This is a genomic window from Prevotella sp. HJM029, from assembly GCF_000599605.1.
Classification (GTDB): Bacteria; Bacteroidota; Bacteroidia; order Bacteroidales; family Bacteroidaceae; genus Prevotella.
This window is the reverse complement of sequence record NZ_AZHT01000025.1, coordinates 1-18,237: the sequence shown is the minus strand read 5'-3', so window position 1 is coordinate 18,237 and position 18,237 is coordinate 1. Positions and strand designations below refer to the sequence as shown.

Sequence of the window (18,237 nt, the reverse complement as noted above, 5' to 3'; positions counted from 1 at the left end):
GCTTTTAGTATTTAACGCCTTTGGCATGTTTCATCCAAGTCTTCAGGCAATCTTTTGTTATAGATCCCATCTTGCGAGGCTGGTATTCCTTTCCAGTTCCTTTTAGGTCATACCATGAATCCATGATTGTTGTGTAATGTATCAAGCGGCTTAGAGTACGGAGCTTCCTGTTGAGCGTACGCAAGTTCAGGCGGATGTTGTCTATAACTTTGAGCCGTTCATATTGGGTCATCTTGGCATTCTTGTCCTGGTCTTTCTTCAGCGGCAGAATCTGCTCGATGTCTGCTGCGAGTTTCAGACCGTTCTCGATAATGTCAGTATAGATGTTGTTCTTTGACTGTGAGAAAGCTACCGCCAGGACATTAGCCGGTTGCCGCACGACAATGCCCTTGACAACTTTCACGTTTTTCATTGCTTCATCCACTTCCATGTAAATGCCGTATATGTCGGCAGCCACGGTCAGTATGTCATCAAAGCTGTTAAGGTAATCATTGAACTGACGTTGAAAGTTCGTTGTCGCTGCCACTTCCTCTTTCAAATATTTGTGTCCTGTAAGGTTTCCTACCAACAAAACATCTTGCGCCTTTAAGGCTTTCTTTGCCTGTTTGGCATAAGTGGCAAACATCCCGGCCCTGACACCATCCGGTCCATTCTGTGCAAACAGGCTTATGGAAAGGGAAAATCCTAAGATGACGCTGATAGCTGCCCGCCTGATGCTGTTCATTGTCCCCATGGCTTATGTGTCTGTCTGTATTTATAAAACTTGGCAACATTGCTGATTGCCCTGCACATCCGCTTGGACGATTCCTTGGCCAACACCTTGTTGCTCTTGTTAATCTTACCAATGATGGCCCTGTTCCACACATCATCTAAAGAGTGCATTGTGACACTCACTGACAATAGCCGGAGTTTTCGGTTCAACCGTTCTAAATTGTTTGTCAGATTCCACAGCATCTGCGTCCTCTCCGCACCATTTAACATATTGTCTTCCCCTCCCTTGGCAATTACATTCTTCAATGCCCTGTAAGTACGAATAAACTCTGTCGCCGTCTCCAAATAGAGATTATTCATCGACAGAGAAGCAGCAATTCCTTGGGGATTGATTCTACATGCTGTATGAACTTCCCATAGTGCTGTGAGCGTCTGCATCCCGTCGGCATAAAGGGAGGTGGCACCTTTTATGGCGGAAGCATATCCGGAAGCAGTCTTCAAATAGGAATTGTATTTTTGTTCCCACTGTTTCATCTTGGTATTGGCCACAGTCATGGCTCCCTGCTCCACCGCAAGAGCAGCCATGGCCTTCGACTGTTTCTTTATCTGATTGCCAAGAAGTTCCTCACCTCCTGCAATTGCGGCATATTCAAGCGGATTGGATGATGAAAGTCCCTGTGCAGAGGATGGTATGATTCCGACAGAGAGGGCTATAAGTGCAAAAACGCGTCTAAGGCCTGTTTGTAATCTCATAAATACCTTTTCTTTTCTTGTTAAACTCCACACGTTTACGTATCTCGCTGACAATATCCACCCTTGCTTTGATGCCTACCATATCCAGCTGGGGATTGTTCCTGTCTCCGGAATAGATGGTGATGGTCTTCAGACCGAAGAGCTGCTGGGGTAACGACTGGTGCTGCCGGTAGTCGACGACACGATAAAGCTCGATATAGTCCGTTGAGTGGGAGAGCACACCGTGAAGGGTGATTAGCTGCTCCCCTGTCAGGACATATTCGATCCTTGCCATATAGACCACTTGAAAAAACAGGTAGAAAGTAAAAAACAATGCCGGCCATATCAAAAGCTCATGGAAACGAAACTCCATAAAGCTGCTTATCCAATAACTTGCCAGGCACAATAAGATTACCGGCAGCTCATTGATACAGAACTGCCCCCAATGGGGACGGATTGTCACCGTTTGGAAGGGCATAAATTCATGATTGAACATATAGCGGATGTTGTTGTTGGTTAAATGCCCATTCCCCTGCCTTCCGATGGCCCTTTTCTAAGCTGTTCGTTCTCTGACTCGTAAAGGGCAGCAGAGACCGCTTCGGGAGAGACTACACCGGGTTTGGAGAAGACATTTCGGCTTGCATAAAATTCAGGGCGGGGGCGTGGCTCTGCCATGACGGAACCGACAACATCCATTCCCACGGAGACGGCAGCAAGGATAGCTGCTCCCAAGTTGAAGCCGTGACCCGCTTTAGTCTTCATCTCCACTTCGGGGAATATCTTGTCGAAGAGCTTCATGCGCTGGGTGTCGTTGATGGCACGGAACTTGTCAAAATCTTTTTGGGTAATCTCATGGGAAAATACATTACCGTCTATGACGGCGGTCATCTTGTACTTCCCTTCTACGATTTTGCCTTCTGCGTCACGCAAGCGTTCCACGGCAATATCTCCGACTTCGGTTGTCCTCCCATGGGCACCGCTTCTGACCCATTCTTTGTTGGGCTTCAAGTTCTCCAATGATTGTCCGTTTACGCCGGTTTCTCCTTTCAGGGCAATCTTTACGTTTTCCCGTAATTCAGCCAATGTGGGTTGGGCTTTTCCCTCTGCCACCAATTTCGCTTCGCCTTGGCTAACGGCTTTTATATCTGTCCCGGACAGGGCTGTGGCTTTGATATGTCCCGTATCCTTAAAGATTGTCTTGTTCAACGCATCTGCCATACGCTCGTTGTATGGTCTTCCAGCACCGCTTTGCAATGCGTCCTTCATGTCTATATTCTCCGAATAAGAAGACACGCGTTTCTCTGCGGCGGAGAGGGGCAGCCGGATTTCTTTGACAACAGATAAGGGCTGCTTGTTTTCATCGGTTATGGGAATGATGGTGGAAAGTAGCTTTGCCTTGCCGTCATCATCTGCATTCTTGAAAGCAAGATACTGATCTTCGGTAATTTTATATGACCACATACCAATATCCTTGCTCTCCCGCATATTCAGCATGTACTTGCCGGAAATCTGATCCTTGTAGGCCATCGCTCCGGTAATTGCAGCGGAAACATTGTCATTAACAAGGTTGTAATGGCCGTTCAATACGACAACACTGTCTGCATCCTCAATCCTGCCTGAACGCACGGGATCTTCCAAGACACCGTTGGACGCGTCCTTTATCTTGACTTCATCAAACACCTTGTCGAACAGTTTCAGGCGGTACTCGTCATTATAGTTGATGAACTTGATATAGTCCTCCTTGGAGATGTCATGTGACATCACCTGATTGTTGATTACGGCAGTCATGCGAAACGTAGTCGCACTCTTGCCGTCATTGACGGGCGACACCTGAATCTCACCAACAGAGACGGCACGTCCGTCCTTTACCGGAAGATAGAAGCCTTCGTTTGGATTAAGGCCACGTCCGTCGACGATACCAATAGAGTTCCAGCGATCTAAGAAACCGCTTCGATAGTCCTCGCGCATGTCTTTCATGTCTATGATGTCAAGTTTGGATGCCATATATTGGTTGGCTGCTTCCTGATGAAGTCCCAGCTCTTTCTCCACTTCGGGTTTCAGCTTGATGTCTACATAATCCTTGCTGTTAAGCATCTCTACGGTTATCTTATCGGTAAAGTCTTTCCCTATGACGGCATTCAGGATGGCAAGCCGTTCATTGACAGATACACCATCCTTGTTGTGTACACCCTTTTTGTCGCTGTACTTGAATTTTTCGTTCATGAGTTTCTTCGTCTCGTCAGGGTTCAGCTTGTATTCAAGGTTGGTAGGAACGGACGCAGACTTGATGGTCAGCAGATTTTTCTTTTCATCTATGACAATACCGTGCGAAGACAGTACCTGCTGAAATTTCTCTGCTGACAGATAAACCGGTGAACTGATGGAATTAAGGGGAATGGACTGTCCTTTCGGACGTTCCACCTTGGGAAGCTGCTGTTCGCTGATACTCATGGACTGAAGGACGTCCTGTTTCTGCTTCATGCCCTTGTCATAGAACCCATAGGCACCTGTCTTCATCTCTCCGGGACGCAAACGCCCGTCAGGACGGTCTATAACGACAGGTGCGCTGTTGGCATAAAAAGGTCTTCCATCTATGCGCCTGATGCGCCCACCATGGGCAAGTCCCATCAAACCATCTATGATGCTATCAAAACGCCCGTATCTCGGCCCTTCAAAAGGGTAAAAGAGACGCGGTTCTCTGTATCCATATTCTCCCGGGGCAAGCCTGTGCCCGTCAAGTCCCATGTTGACAGGACTGTTGGCGTTGCGGGCTGCAACAAATGAGCCTGGGATATAATAATCTTCCTTAACGATGCCGACAAAGGTGTTGTAGGCCTTCTTGTCCCATGCGGATGTACCTCCGTTCATCAGGTTCTCAACCTGTTGCTGGTCGAGAGGATACCGCCGGGGTTCGGATGAATTATGGGACAAGGTGACAAGTTCATAGTCACCGGTCTGTGTCATGGTGATATGAGCCTGCATGCCGTTGGCATTGAGGGTGTCTTGTAGGCGCGGTGAGATGTCCGTTACACCGTAGTTGGTATTCTTTCTTAAAATGGCCATATTATTCTATTTTAATTCTTCTTACTTTTGCTTATACAGGATCACGCAGGTGTGGCGGTTGGCAGTATAAGGCTTATAAAGATTGATACCACCTTTGGTTGTTCCGGTCATCTTAGATTTCGGTACACCCGCATTTATCAGCAGCTTGGCAATATAACGGCAGCGTTTGATGGAAAGTTTCCTATTATGCTTGGGTGTTCCTGTCTTGCTGTCTGCGGAACCTACGATACGTACTTCCAAGTTATACTCCTTGACGGCAGCTGCGATCTCTTGAATGTTGACCAATTGCTGTTTGTCGACAAGCTCCGTGGTATTACGCTTGAAGAAGAACAGGATTGGAGCGTCAAACTGCGCAATGTTCTCATCGTTATTCCCGGAAACGCTCTCCGTATTCCCATTGGCAAGTCTTTCTTGAAGTGATTTAAGGCCACTGTAATTATTGCGCGGATAGGTGGTCAGATCGGTTATTGTCGGATTCTGCAATACATCTTCATTCGCCGACACCAACTTGTGTTTTTTGACTTTCCAGCCTAAATGTCCAATCCCGATGGACAAACCGATACTTCCCGAAAGGAGGTTGTCTCCCAAACGGCCTTTCTCTCCATATCCGTCAAAATCCCGACGGGTTGTCGTTCCACCAAAAGAGGCAGAGATGCTGATACGCTCACTTAGGCTGCAAGTTCCCAAGATGCCGTAGGAAAAGGCAAAGGAATTTTTCTTCAACTGATTATGCCGGATAATTCCAGCTCCCATATAGGGGCTTATGTTCCATTTTGCTGGCTTCTCAAAAGAGGGTCGGAAGAAGGAAGACACGTTAAGAAGTAGGTCTGTATGATAGCTGCCGAAGGACTGGGGGGCACGTTGGGAATCGACAAACTTAAAGCCTTGATAGGCCAATCGTGTCCCAAAATACGGCGAGTGCCATTTCCCGATGGAAAGTTCCAACCCTACCTTGGTTCTACCGTTAAAGTCCGTGTGTGAGACGGGATCTCCCAAGAAAGAGATAAAACCGCCCTGCGCGGAAACAAACCAGTTATCGCCCAATCCTGACAGCTTATACTTCGCCTGACCGTCTATCGGACTTGACAGGCCTGTCGGATGACTTGCAGAGCTTGCCGAAATCTCGTGCCGGGAGTTCACATAGAATCGTTCATCATTACCGTACACAACCTGTGCGTGGATGCCATGCCCTATGAATGTAAGGGCTGACAATAAAAAGAAGATTTTTTTCATTATGCTTTTTCTTTGTTTATACACATTTATATAGTATTATAGCCGTTCGGCGGCTACATCGTAGAGATAGAGCTTGTGCTTCATGATGATGCGCTCGCATTTCTGTACATAGTCCCTTGCCGTGGCATATCCGGCAGACTTGATGGAAACGAGCCAATTGTGAAAATCCGTGGAACTGTATTTCCAACACTGCTTATAGCGATCGCTCATCAACAGTCTTGAATGATATTCCATGCTGGCTTCCGGAGAGGCAAAATTGCAGAATTTTTCATTAGGGCGATCATCGTCATGGACACTGTATGGAAGTCCGCTGTCCAGCCAGTTCCTGTTGGCCTTGATGCCGAAGTAATTGAATCCTGCCTGGGCCAAACTGCTGTTTCCCCAACGGCTTTCAAGTGCCATTTGAGCAAGGATGACGGAAGCGGGAATGCCGTATTTCTGCTGTTGTCTCATGGCGGCATGGGCATATCTCTTGAAAAATGCGTCAGGAGAAAGAAGAGTCTCCTCGCTGACATGGAGAGCAGTAATACACTGCAACTTTACGTCTCTTATGTAAGTAAGGAGGTTATAGGGGTCTTCGAGTCGTCCCCTTAACCGGCTGGTGACATGAAGGTGTGGCCCCGTCGAACGACCGGAAGAACCGCTGACGCCAACCGGGTCTCCTGCATAGATTCTCTCTCCTTTCTTTACCCAGATTTGAGAAAGATGACAATAGCTGATGGTGTAATCACCATGACGCATGATGATGTAATTGCCGGATCCGGAGTCATAGCCAATATGCGCAATGTAACCGTCAAACATGGCAAGGACTTTTTCATAATGAGCTTTTAAATCCAAGCCACAGTGTTCTTTTTCCTTGCCGGTGAATGGATCTTTACGAATACCGAACGCAGAATTGATCTCGACACTTTGTAAGGGGAAACTGACACTAAGGTATTTGTCTATCCAGTAGTCCTGATGATTAGCATCGGTGGTATTCTTTTGTGCATGACAAAAGAGACTGAACAAACTCAAAACAGCCATGAAGATATGTCTAAAATGTATAACCATCTACTCGTATTTTATGATTACAAAAATAAAATAAACCGTTTTAATAGGGGGCTCGAAAAAAAAGGAAGTCTTATATTAACATTTCAAAAACGAAAAACACCGTAAAACCGCCCAAAAACATTTTGAAAATGTTAATATAAAAGGTTTATTTTTTAGGAGAACGGACTTTTCAAGTAAGAAACTATCTTTGCAAAAACAATAAACAGGAAAATTATGAGAACAATTTTTGATGAAAATGAGATACCATACGAGAAATTTGCAAGTGTCGGGCTGTCTCAAGAAATGGTGGATGACCTGCCTGAAATGGTGATGAAAAAACTATTGGAGGGACATTGGACTCCTATTTTACCCGTCAGCGTGGATTTGGGTGACGGCATACAGAGAACAATTCAGGCCCGTCTTAAACTTGAAAGAAGAAGTGGCACTGTTGACATCCTGATTGCCCCGAGAAGTGAAATGGCTGATTTGGAGGACTTCACGCCAGAGGAACAGAACACGCTGCGAAGCGGGAAAATCATCATAACCAAAATGCCGGGTAAGGAACAGTGTTTCGTACAGCTTGACGACAAGACAAACAGGGTTTTCTATATTCCCGTTTCTTTAATGGAGGATAATCTGGCTTCACTTCAAAACGAGATGGAACTTTCCAATGAGCAAGTGGCACAGATGTGTACAGGCAATGTTATTTCAATAGACAAGCAGGAAGGCCAGTTCACATTCGGACTGGATTTCCTCGCTGACGGTGGCATCAAGGTGGTAAGTGGTGACAGGGAGGAATATGACAGTATTGCTTCCCGTGAGTTGCCTACATATAATTTCGGCATCTACGGATGTTGGGTCAAAGAATCGGATAACTCTTTCAAGAACTATGTTCCTGAAGAGGACTATACAGAAGAAATGCAAAAGGAGTTCTACCACTTAGGAGATGAGAACTCGCAGAAAGCGGAGCAGAGAAGCAGAGGTATGCACAGATAATCTTAAAGTTTCACAATATGGCAAAAGTAGTAAAAGATTTGATTGGTAAACTCGACCGTGAGGAAATAACAAACCTGCAGTGTATCACAATGCATGGCAAGGAAATGGTAGACGACTATAAGGAGTGGTGCCAGGTACTGGGCTTCGATGAAGGTGATGAAGACGGAGCGGAACAGTTCATCAATGAGTTTCGCTATGGTGATGAGCCTGATGATAACGACTGGCCACAAGAAGTGTGGGATAAAATCAACGAGGTTTCCAACGAGGCGTTGGAAAATGCTGATATGACCAATGGTAGTAACCAAACCAAGGAAAGCAATCTCTCTTCAGTGGAACTGTTTCAAAAGTGGAGAAAAAATAAGGTTTTACTTGCTACTTTAAAGAACTCTGAAGAAGCGGTGAAAATTACTCTTTGGAGATACCTTCATCCAGAAGGAGGGTTTAAGACCTGTGCAAAAGCAATCAACACATCTAAAAATACAGTAAAGAAATGGTGGAATATCCGCTACTTCATTGACGGTGCCATTGCTGATGGTGGTCACGTACATCCCATAAGACTCGAACATGATGTCATCAAACGGACAATCCTTCAAGCTGTTGAAATAGCGGAGAAAGAATGAATAAAACAAGACGATAAACTTTAATTAAATAATGTCAGAAGGCGGTTTGCAGGGATACAGGCCGCCTTTTTCATTTAATCATCCCAATTTTAATTATGGTGAATTTGCCATAATTAAACATGAACCGGGTCTGATTATTGATAGTCCTATGTCAATGCCGATTGAAGGACTTGGCCTGAAGCTGCGTCTGATTGTTCCAAGATTCTCTTGGTGTATTCAGGATTGTTCTCTAACCTCTCTCTCCATATCCGGGAATATTCGGGATTGGTGGCATTAAAACGGCAACTCTGGCTGATAATACCACTACCCAGATGAGAGACGAGATTCTCAAAGAGATAAGTGTCCAGATGGAGCGTATCGAAATCAACTTCACGGGTGCTTTCCACCATGGCCACGGCCAAGTCACGGTAATAGTCGTCCTCGGTTTCAAAATTGCTCTTCGGGGCTATATGGATGACCTTCTCGGCATAATCATAGACAGAAAGGCCGGGGACACCATCAAACTTCAACGCTGTTTTACAAAAGCCGTCAGCGTCGAGGAACTGATACCCTGAAGTCTTCTTGCGCTCTGTTGCTATCATATTCAGTTTGAGAGACTCATAGGAACGCCTTTGGGTAACGGGAAAGGTGGTCTGTGCAATGTTGTACACCCTTGACGTTCCGTTCTTATGGAGGATAAAGAGGCTCTTGGCATCTTGAAGAATACCGAGTTCGTTCGCTCTTAGCTCCTCTTCAGTAATGAAGAAAGGAAGCTCAAACCCCTGCTGTTCTGTCCATAACGCAAGCATGATGGCATTCGGCCCGGTATAAACAGTGCCTTTGATATCTCTTGGTGTCAACATCTGTTTTGAAACCCAAGGGTTGTTGTCATTATCAAGCTGCTTTTTAAGTTTTGCACTTAACAGCTTTCCATAAACACGATAGGCTTCCCTACGGAGCATTTCTGCTGTGTGCCACCTGCCTTTGGAAGATGGTTCAATCCGGATATAGCCTTCCGGAATCTGACTTTTCTTAGGTTCAATTGACGGGGCTTCGTCAACTTGCTTGGGCATTTTGATGCCGTCATCACTTTTAGCAATAGGTTCTTGAACGCTTTGAACTTCATTTTGATTGTGGACTAAGGGCTCTTTATCCCTTACTTCGGTGGATTGCGGAGCTTCTATAACTTTAACTGCTGATGCAGGGACGACCGTTGCCGTCTCCGCGCTTTGCTTCACCCTGAAAATTGAGGTGATATGCTGCCATAACTCATCCAAAGTATGGTAATTGTCGCCAGTATTATAAGCTGACAGCCCTTGATGGATGTTATTTAGCCTGTCCTGCAATATTCCCTGGACTTTTTCGTCCGTTGTTCTCTGAAGGTCGGACTTCAATTCTGTCAGTAGTTCATCCGAACGGCGTATGACTGCTTTTAACAGGGTTGTCCTGTCTTCTGAAGAAAGCGTCACGGTTTCCAAAGTATCATTATTGAAGGCGACTATTGTGTCCGAAGCCTTTGCCGTTACACGGTCTATCTCTATGCCGTTTATCCAGCAAAGAGGATACTTTCCGGAAGAGAGCACTTTGTCTCCACAAAAGTCTTTGCCGAATATCCTGACAAAGGTCAGCAGTTCCTGACTGGCATCCTGCTCACTTATCGTTTTATCTATATAGTCCAACACGTCGACAAACCGGTAGGAATCATTAGAGGTAATCAAAAGTGAACTTTTACTAATGGATACTTGGGGATCGAAGTCTATCTTTATCTCATCCCCTGATAGGGCCCATGCCATGGGGACATAGTCTTTTCCATCCTCTTGGCGTATAGAGATAGAACTGTGGGCAGGGAACATCCCTTGACAGATATTGCTCCGTCTCATCAGACAGACTAACTCTGTAAACTTTTCCTCCGCCATGTCTCTTGCGGTGGCTTCATCGTTCCATTTGCGCTGCCCCTCACCGCCAAGGGCTGCCATCTCCTTGTTTTCAAGAAGCGACTTGAACTGTTTGTATGAAACTGTTTCTTCTGACTCATGATGGTGGCTGATCTTGTTGTAATGATATATGGACAAAGCCAAGTCCTCACCGGGCTTGTCAACAACGGCTTCAATCCATATAAAGTGCTTGCCGCCTTTTCGTGAAGCGGTCTCATTCTGTCTCTCATCCACAAAAAGGTTGCCCACTAAACTTCTACAAGCTCTCGCCTCTATCATTCTTACAAAAGCGGCATCCATTTTATAGCCATCAAGCTGTAATTGGTAAAGACGGTCAGCCTGTTGGTCTATGCTGTCAGGCCTTGCCTCCGAGTCTATCCATGTGCTCATCAAACCGTCCTGCCATTGGACGGCTGGAAAAAACTGCGGGTTGTTCCTATCCTGCTCGTTGGACTTGGATCGTGCCCATAAGCTCATTTGCAAAGCCCAACTCTGAAGACGGCTACACTGCTCTTGATTCTTTGCAAGGAAACACAGCTCTTCCTGGGAGAAGAAATGGTTGGGCGGGAATGGCTTTAATTTTAATTTATCATGGTCATGTCCTTGTTTTTCGCCTTTACCGTTATCGTGTTTTTTGCCAAATATCTTACTCCAGCCGCCTAACAAACGGTTGCCGAAGATTCCTGCTGGATTGTCATTTTCACTCATATACTTGTTAGGGTTTTGTACGGAATAAAATCACCGGCCTATAAAGACTTGAATGATCAACGCTCTATAATGCCGGTGTTCATGTAAACTTCAATGTTATGGCAACTATTCTTTCTGTGTGGCAGTCAACTCCCAAGGCTCGATACTGCTGGTACGGCACTCGATGTTGACATTACCTTGATAGATATGGAACTGCAACTCTCCTTTTATTTCAACATAGGCCTCGGGCTTGAAGAATTCCTGCTGAATCGAGGTCGGAGAAAGGAAGCGAACCCAAACCCAGCCTTTCTTTTCTCCATCCTTGTCTTGCGACACGCCGGAAAATGTCTGGAACTTGTGTCCGTTTTTGTTGGTACGTTCCGTAATCTCCCCCTTTATCTTACCTTTGAAATCGATAGCCCCTGTGAGCGAATCTGCTTCGGTGGACTTGACAATTTCTATTCCTTCATCGGTACGGAGGTTGTAATACGTACGGTCATCTATCCGTCTGATATAGAGTGTACCGTTCATTCTCACCCTACGCCCGGTGGAATACTGCTCGGCAGTTTCCTTATTGCCTGGAGCGGAAACGAAGACTTGGAGCTCCGCACCGGAACCATCACTGCCGGCAATGGGGATGGTGATACTGAAAGAAATGAAGGACTTGCCGTCCTTACTTTGTTTCTCTACTGCAGAATTGCTGATGATTCCACATGCTGTGACATTGCATTTAATCATATTACTCGTTATTTTGGTGAATTGTTTGTCTAAGTTCGCCGAATGGTGTTTGTCTGCTGCTCTTCGGGGAGTTCGGAATCGAAATTCAAAGAGGCTGCCTGGGCAAGCCGCTTGACATTGATACTTTCCCTGTCCCTTCTAAGGGTGGCAGCTTCTTTTGTCTCTTTGTTTTCTTTTGCCTCTTTGGAGGTTTGGGACTCGCCCATGTCTTCGTCTCCCTGTTTCAAATCTTGGGCAAGCGTCAGAATGCTCATGAAAAGGGTTGAGATAAGATTGGAGACAGGATTTCCGCCGGACAGCCCTGCACTATCGCCATTCTTGTTCATCAAATATTCCAACCATCTGTTGGGATCGTCTGATTTGGTGATATTGGCAAGCAGCATTTGTGTTTGGATATCCATAGGCTGCCCTTCGATACCAGTGGCAGAGGCATTGTTGTACGCCATTTGAGAGGAATAGCGTACCGCTAAGTTCTGGCCGCCTTTGTTCAATACTGCCGGGAGATTACCGCGGAACGAGAGTTCGGCAATGTATTCTGCCGGATCATAACTCTGGAGTGTTCCCTGGGCATTATAGAACTTGGTCTCAAAATGGAGGTGTGGCCCGGTCGAGCGTCCTGTATTACCGGAATAGCCCAGTTGCATCCCTGCATTGACGGCATCACCGACCTTAACCCCAATCTCACTAAGGTGCATATAGGTACATTGAAGACGACTGCCGTCAGAACGGCTGTATTCCACGGTAATCATGTTACCGGCAGCACCATTGTTGGGCTTGGCGGCGATGACCCTGCCGTTATCTTCTGTTCCATAAACGGGAAGATATTTGCCGCCAGTGCTAAGGTCTATGCCGCTATGATGATGTCCGGGGCGGTTCTCTCCAAACACTCCCGTTACCTTCAAACCCTCCAGGTTGATGGGCATGCACCAACGCCCTTGGAGAGGCGTGAGGAGAATACCGGCAGGGACGGCTTGCGGGGTGTCGGGCTGATGGCCTCTCATGTAACCTATCTGCAAACCTTGCTGCTGTGCATTCTGTACGGCGAGACGGTCGAATTTGTCTAATTCGTATTTACGGATAAGACTTTCTACGCTGTCTACATAATTGCTTGCCGTGGCGTAACCACCGGCCTTGATCCCTCTTATCCAACCCAAGTGATCTGTACTGTCCGTAGGACAACGATGCAGATAGCGGGGTTGGAGTAAGGTGGCAGAGTGATCGCTAAGACTTTGCCCCACGTTGTCGTAGGAACGAAAGGCTTCATGCGCTTGGTCATCGTCATAGTAACTCACCCGGCCTGTCCACGATGAACCCTTTTTGATACCGAAGAAATTGTTATCGTTCCGGGCGAGGGCAGAAGTGCCCCATGAACTCTCGATAGCCATCTGGGCGAGAATGACAGAAGTGGGAATGCCGTACTTAATCTGCTGCTCCATGGCATAAGGAGCATATCTGTTGATGAAATCAGAGGTGGATATGGCCATGTTTCTGGTAATGTGTCATGTCTGATGATTACTGCATTATTCCTTATCTGCGAAAGGTACTTTCTCTCCGGGTGGTCTCCGCCTCCTTTTCGGTAGCCGTTTCAGAAATCGAATCTGAAGTTCCTTCTGCAGTTTTCTCTTCTGCACCCTGTTCCTTTTTAACGGTTTCTGTCGAAGTTGATCGTGCTGCCATACTTGTGGATTGCTCCTTCTGCACGTCTTCTTTGAGTAAAGGAGCAAAGACAACAGCGGCAACAGCTTTCTTGTAGGCAGACATGTCATCTGCCAACCACATCTTGTCCCACTGCGACTTGGTGATTTCTTTCTTCATGAACTTACCGTCAATGGTGGCCATGACATACTTCTTGCTTGGGTCTTCCCTGTCTTTCGTAATGGTCGGACGATCTATCTTGCTCATGTCTACATTAGAAACTTTGGGCATGATAAGATCTACCTTGATTTCAGGATGCTGCTTGGCAACGGAGTAGTATTTCTGTGCAAGGGCATTGTGTATCTCCTTCTGCTTGTCCGTTCCCCTGACTTCGAAGTACAGCTTCTTGTGGGTGTCATTCGGATAGACGGAGAACGAAGGCTCGTTCTCTGCCTTGAAGAAAAAGGCATACTGTCCCTTCTCGTCACGGATAGGCGTGAAAATCTCAATCTTGGGCAAGGCTGCTGCCGCAATCTGCGGTTTCACATCTATATCTCTATGCTGACTGAACTCATATTGTCTCAACCGGTCTACGGAAACGGTCTTATCCTTATAGTAGTCGTCAGGCTCTTTGAGTCCTAAAGCACCACCGGCATTATAGAACTTGACATCGGTGATGCCCTCGTGTCCTAATGCTATCTTGATACGATCTTTGCGAATGCCCGAGATCTCTACGTTGTCTTCAAGAGAAGCCCCTTCAGGAAGAATGACATCGGCTGAACCTTTTGCCGTATCTCTGACAATGACGATTTCTTTTGAATCTATATCCGGGAGCTTAGCCAAATCGGTGGAAATCTGATATTGTCTCTCACTGACGGCCAAGTCTTTCAGGGGCAAGTCCTTACGAATATCTTCGTACTTGACAATCTGCTTCTGCATGTGCTTATCGATGGACTCGACGGCATTGTTGACATCTTTCTCCAACAGTCCAAGCAATTTGGGATTTTCCTTGATCTCGCGTTGCCAATAGTCGATATGTTGCATACTTTCTTTTGAAAGGCTTGCAGGAAGCCCCTGACGTGCCATCAGGATTCCGGCAGATAGGTCTTGAACAAATCTCTCGTATTTCGCATCGTCGTTGGGGAGGAGATTATTGCGTCCCATGCGGTCTAAACGCTGCTCGCTGCCTGTGGCTGCTACAATGGCACGGTAAATGTCATTGGCTTTCGCAATGGCGGCCTGCCGGCTGTTGCCGCTATCCTTATCCGTCATGCCGCTGACAATGATCTTGTCGGCTTGCTTGTCGTATTCTGCATCTTGCAGCACCATGACGCGTTCATAACCTATTCCTGCGGACTTGGCTACGGTCTGGGCGGTTGAATAAGCCTTGTTCAACACGTCCTTTTCGTTGGCTACTCTTCTTATGAGTTCTGCACTGTCGAGGTTATCGGCAACGACAACCCACTGCTTGGCTTGAACGAGCTTTGGCAGGTAGTCGTCGATTCTGTCAAGAGGGAAACCCGTGGACTTGATTTTCTTGCCATCGACCTCTGTTTGCCCTACTGGTAAGCCTAATATCTTGCCTGCTCTAGTGGCATCATTACCGTAAATATGATACTGGTTATCGTCACGCGCAACGACAATGGCCGTTGGATGGTTTGATTTCAGCTTTTCGGAGAACTTTATCATACTTGTCACGCCCCGTTCGGAGAGTTCCTCATACTTGGCACCGGTCTCTTTCAGCAAATCACCGTACATCTGTTTGCCGGTCATAGAAGTCTGGTCAATATTGAAAATCTGCAGGGTCTGACGGCTATGGTGCTTGACATAGAGCGACTTCTCATCCTCGGGAAGTTTCTGATATTCACCCTTGGTGATAACCTCTTTAGTAGCAATATTCTGGTAATTCCAACGCGTCCAATTGAAAGGGAGTGCCTTCTCATTACTTCTGACAGAATCGCCCGCATCCTTCAGCTCGTCGAAATAGGCATAAACATTGGAACGGTAGCCCTTCTGATCGGACTGAAGGTTCATCATCAGATTGTTATACGGAGTAATTGGTGTCTTTGCCCAAAGAAACTCTGCGTTGCTCTTGCCAGCCTTATTCATCCACACGCCTTTGTTGCCCTTTGCCAGTTCCAAGGCTCCAAGCAGCAAGGCGGCATGCAGGAATATCTTGGACGCTTGACCACCATCCTTGTCGTTTTTTCTATTCTCTTCCTCACGCCGTCTCTGTTCCTCGACTTCACGGCGACGCTCATCCTCTGCCTTACGGGCTTCATCGGCTTTCTTGACAGCCTCTTGCTTGGCTTGTGCTGCCTTCTGCTTCTTTTCATTCACGGTGGTTTGTTGTTCTTCAACGATTGGGGCGGCCATCTTTTCAGCTTCGCCCTTTGATACATGGTTCGTTTCCATAATGTGTTCGGCCACACCGGCCAGGTTGGTTTTTGGATTGCTGTCTTCAGAAAGAGAAACGTTCTCCTGAACTTCCTCGGGCTGTGAAGTTTCAGGCCACCATTTTGCAGACAAATTATTATATTTTACATAATCTAAAAAGGCAACGGCACTTTCTTCTCTTTGACTGTCAATTTTATGCTGATTGCAATAACTGTTATACCTCTCTTTTATCCCTTCAAGAGGAATCATTTGTATATACTCTAATTTGCTTATTGTACCATAAGCCACCGCATTTTCTATTTCAAAAACAGAATATGGTTCTTCTTGAAATGTAAGTGACGGTTTCTCTTCAGACTGTATGTCTTCCCTACTTTTCTCAATGCCAAGTCCTTCTGCCAAAGCTTCAGAGAAATCGTCATAATCATCGGCAGAATTGATGGGATTGCGGTCAGGATTGACACGTCTTTCCTGGGACTCTTGTAATTCTTCAGCCTTTTGTTCTTTCATATCTCCAACATTTTGATTTTCCGGCTCGGATGCAACAGCTTGTCTTTGGATTTCCAAAGGCGGTTGTTCATGCCCGGAATACACGGCATGCGGAATGATGGCAGTCTTCGCTTTCTCGGAGAACAGAAACTCGTCGCCATATGCGGCGGCTACGTTGGCATTATAAGCCGTAATGACCTGCTCCGCCTGCCTTATACGCTTTGCTATCTGTCTTGTCCTTTCATCATCAACAGAAAACGGATATTGTGCATTGATTTTTCTCCACTGCTCCGTAAGGTCATATAAGGTCTTGCCCTTTCGCTTTGTCTCTCCAAGCTCTTCATCAAGCCCGTCCAAATTACCGGCTTTAAGGGGAGTCTGGTTCAAGGCGATCCGCTGTTCGTCAACTTTTTCTATAATCATATCCGAGGCTTTGCCTACGTCAGTCATAATGGTTGTAATGGTCTCGGGCTTGTCCCTAAGTCTGCTTAACCATCCACTTAGATAATTGGCGTTGTTCTTCAATATTTTTCTGTCAAAGCCCATGGTGCTGCCGACAAGGGCGGAAGTCATTTCTGCGATCAGTTCCTCATGGGCGTAGTTGTCTGTCCCTTGGGCACCGAATTTCCTGTCAAGCCGGCTCTCGTGTCCTGTCGAGTGGGCCATCTCGTGCAAAGCAGTGGAATAATACTCCATGCCGTCATGATAGACTTCTTCAGGAGTTTTCCCAAGTTTGAACTGTTCTTTCATCGGAAGAACAATGGTATCCGTCGATGGGCGGTAAAGGGCCTGGTCGGCAGGTTTGTCATATTGTATATTGGCATGCCACGCCTTTTGCTCGAACATACGGTCAAGGGCTTCGTTGACATACATCCCCTCGGTGTCTTTGACCTCTTGTTCGGGTGTTTGGAAACGTGCTACAATGGCATCATACCTCTTTTTATTGACCTCTTCAAGGTTGGTCTGGTCGATGTTGAAGACATGAAACATTTTAGGGAAAGGACGAACGTCCATCGTGGCACGCTCTTCCTGGGACATGGCGTTATAGTCTTCCTCTGACACCCTCTTGCCGTTTTCATCTTTGATGGATAAGCCCCACTTGAAGATGGGAACGGATTTCTCGCCTGACTTGACATGGAGATTCTGCTCCTTGGCTTGCTTAAAAGTCATATAGACGGGTGTCTTGTATCCTTTCTCTGCCGTATTGAACATAAGAAAAAAAGAGTTACCACCGGAATACGTCCGACTGCTGATATTCTGCGGTAGTCCCTGAATGGAACCGTTGACACCCATCCAACCTTTCTTCCAGTTGTTGGCATTGGCTTTCTTGATGATCTTAATCATCATGTCTGCGAACTTCTTCAGAATTTCATCTGACTTATTCTTTCTTCCAGCGGAAGAGTTGCGCTGCTTGTATTCAGTCTCGGCCATAATTTTTATGATTATTGATTGTTACAAAATAAGCGACTTAATGTCAAAAAAGCATCCTCAAAAAAAAGAAACTCTTATATTAACGTTTTCAGAACCTTTTTTCGGCATCGTGGCGGTTTTTGTGTTAAAAATGGCTCTTGTTTTTTTGCGCAATCCAAGAAATCTGCCCTACCTGACTCTCTTTTGTTGGTCCTTCTATAACTAATCATATAGCAGCAAGGCGAGAATAAAAGGCTGTTTCTTGAGTCAGCCATGCGGTAATATGTATATATGTATAGTCGTATATATTTATTGGCAGCTATAAAGCAATATGGCTATACGTATTGAAGACACATCTTCTGATTTACCTGCGGTGCTTATTTTACATTTAATTTTATCTATCTTTCCATTTCCGTTTCTGATTTCGACCTCACTTTTCGTCCGCTTGCGGTCATCCATCGACTTTTATTCTGCAAAGGTATCGCAGGCAGAGAACACGGCAAACACCGGAATGCTCCCTATTGGCGGAAAACTTTTCATGACCCTCCGAAATCATAGATTGCGGTTTCCTGAAAACTTTTACCGGC

Annotated in this window: 13 protein-coding genes; 3 read left to right on the top strand and 10 right to left on the bottom strand. The window is 46.1% G+C overall.

Annotation, left to right across the window (positions count from 1 at the left end; all coding sequences use genetic code 11):
* Positions 1-4 precede the first annotated feature (4 nt).
* The 6 genes from X919_RS0102795 to X919_RS0102770 are packed head-to-tail and all read right to left on the bottom strand — an operon-like array spanning position 5 to position 6,789.
* Positions 5-724, bottom strand: coding sequence for a hypothetical protein (locus tag X919_RS0102795; protein WP_028898935.1), 720 nt, complete (start codon positions 722-724; stop codon positions 5-7).
* Positions 721-1,464, bottom strand: a complete 744-nt coding sequence (locus X919_RS14620) for a hypothetical protein (protein WP_253270065.1) — start codon at positions 1,462-1,464, stop codon at positions 721-723. Before X919_RS14620 ends, X919_RS0102795 begins: the two co-directional genes overlap by 4 nt.
* Positions 1,442-1,939 carry a PH domain-containing protein gene (locus X919_RS0102785; RefSeq protein ID WP_028898934.1) on the bottom strand — a complete coding sequence of 166 codons (498 nt, stop codon included), beginning with the start codon at positions 1,937-1,939 and terminating at the stop codon, positions 1,442-1,444. The genes X919_RS14620 and X919_RS0102785 overlap by 23 nt, the downstream gene beginning before the upstream one ends.
* 20 nt (positions 1,940-1,959) lie before the next feature.
* Complete coding sequence (locus X919_RS0102780; RefSeq protein WP_028898933.1) at positions 1,960-4,506, bottom strand: hypothetical protein; 2,547 nt, start codon at positions 4,504-4,506, stop codon at positions 1,960-1,962.
* Positions 4,507-4,527: 21 nt separating this feature from the next.
* On the bottom strand, positions 4,528-5,718 hold the full coding sequence (locus tag X919_RS0102775) for an OmpA family protein (protein ID WP_253270064.1): 1,191 nt from the start codon (positions 5,716-5,718) through the stop codon (positions 4,528-4,530).
* 57 nt (positions 5,719-5,775) lie between these two features.
* Positions 5,776-6,789, bottom strand: coding sequence for a glucosaminidase domain-containing protein (locus X919_RS0102770; RefSeq protein WP_028898931.1), 1,014 nt, complete (start codon positions 6,787-6,789; stop codon positions 5,776-5,778).
* Between the two features lie 213 nt (positions 6,790-7,002).
* Here X919_RS0102770 and X919_RS0102765 point away from each other — a divergent pair, with 213 nt between their 5' ends.
* A complete protein-coding gene (locus X919_RS0102765; protein ID WP_028898930.1) occupies positions 7,003-7,764 on the top strand; it encodes a DUF4099 domain-containing protein in 762 nt (253 codons plus the stop codon).
* Positions 7,765-7,781: 17 nt separating this feature from the next.
* Positions 7,782-8,384: a hypothetical protein gene (locus X919_RS0102760; protein WP_028898929.1), complete on the top strand. Its 603-nt coding sequence runs from the start codon at positions 7,782-7,784 to the stop codon at positions 8,382-8,384.
* A 146-nt stretch (positions 8,385-8,530) separates the two neighbouring features.
* On the opposite strand, the gene X919_RS0102755 is transcribed toward X919_RS0102760, so the two are convergent.
* From X919_RS0102755 to X919_RS0102740, 4 genes are all read right to left on the bottom strand, one after another.
* Complete coding sequence (locus X919_RS0102755) at positions 8,531-10,687, bottom strand: ArdC-like ssDNA-binding domain-containing protein (RefSeq protein ID WP_253270063.1); 2,157 nt, start codon at positions 10,685-10,687, stop codon at positions 8,531-8,533.
* A 423-nt stretch (positions 10,688-11,110) separates the two neighbouring features.
* Entirely contained in the window at positions 11,111-11,722 is a 612-nt protein-coding gene (locus X919_RS0102750) for a hypothetical protein (RefSeq protein ID WP_028898927.1), read from the bottom strand.
* 29 nt (positions 11,723-11,751) lie between these two features.
* A complete protein-coding gene (locus tag X919_RS0102745; RefSeq protein ID WP_028898926.1) occupies positions 11,752-13,206 on the bottom strand; it encodes a glucosaminidase domain-containing protein in 1,455 nt (484 codons plus the stop codon).
* A gap of 43 nt (positions 13,207-13,249) precedes the next feature.
* Complete coding sequence (locus X919_RS0102740; RefSeq protein ID WP_028898925.1) at positions 13,250-17,671, bottom strand: zincin-like metallopeptidase domain-containing protein; 4,422 nt, start codon at positions 17,669-17,671, stop codon at positions 13,250-13,252.
* A gap of 310 nt (positions 17,672-17,981) precedes the next feature.
* On the opposite strand from X919_RS0102740, the gene X919_RS17005 reads away from it, so the two are divergent.
* Positions 17,982-18,237, top strand: a 256-nt coding sequence (locus X919_RS17005) for a hypothetical protein (RefSeq protein WP_216592149.1), incomplete at its 3' end; no start/stop codon positions are given.